Consider the following 269-nt stretch of genomic DNA (forward strand, 5'->3'; position numbering starts at 1 on the left):
CCGTGGATCACTGGACATCCGAGCTGAAGGAACTGCTGGAGCGGCATCTGAAGGAAACCGGAAGCCGCCGGGCGGGTGACATCCTGCAGCACTGGGAGACGGAGAAGGAACATTTCCTGCAGGTCTGCCCCAAGGAGATGTTGGCGCATCTTCCCGCACCCATCGGCGTCGAACGCGCCGCCGTCCCGGCAGAGTAACAACAGAGGGCGTCCCGCCATGCGGGGCGCCGTTCCCTACCTCCTCACCGAAATGACAGTTTGATATCCGGC

General features: G+C 62.8%; 1 protein-coding gene. It reads left to right on the plus strand.

What is annotated here, in order from left to right; translation table 11 throughout:
* Window positions 1-197, plus strand: a 197-nt coding sequence (locus tag A3728_RS21305; protein WP_150120940.1) for a hypothetical protein, incomplete at its 5' end; no start/stop codon positions are given.
* Window positions 198-269 lie beyond the last annotated feature (72 nt).

It is taken from the genome of Sulfitobacter sp. HI0040 (assembly GCF_001634885.1).
GTDB lineage: Bacteria > Pseudomonadota > Alphaproteobacteria > Rhodobacterales > Rhodobacteraceae > Sulfitobacter.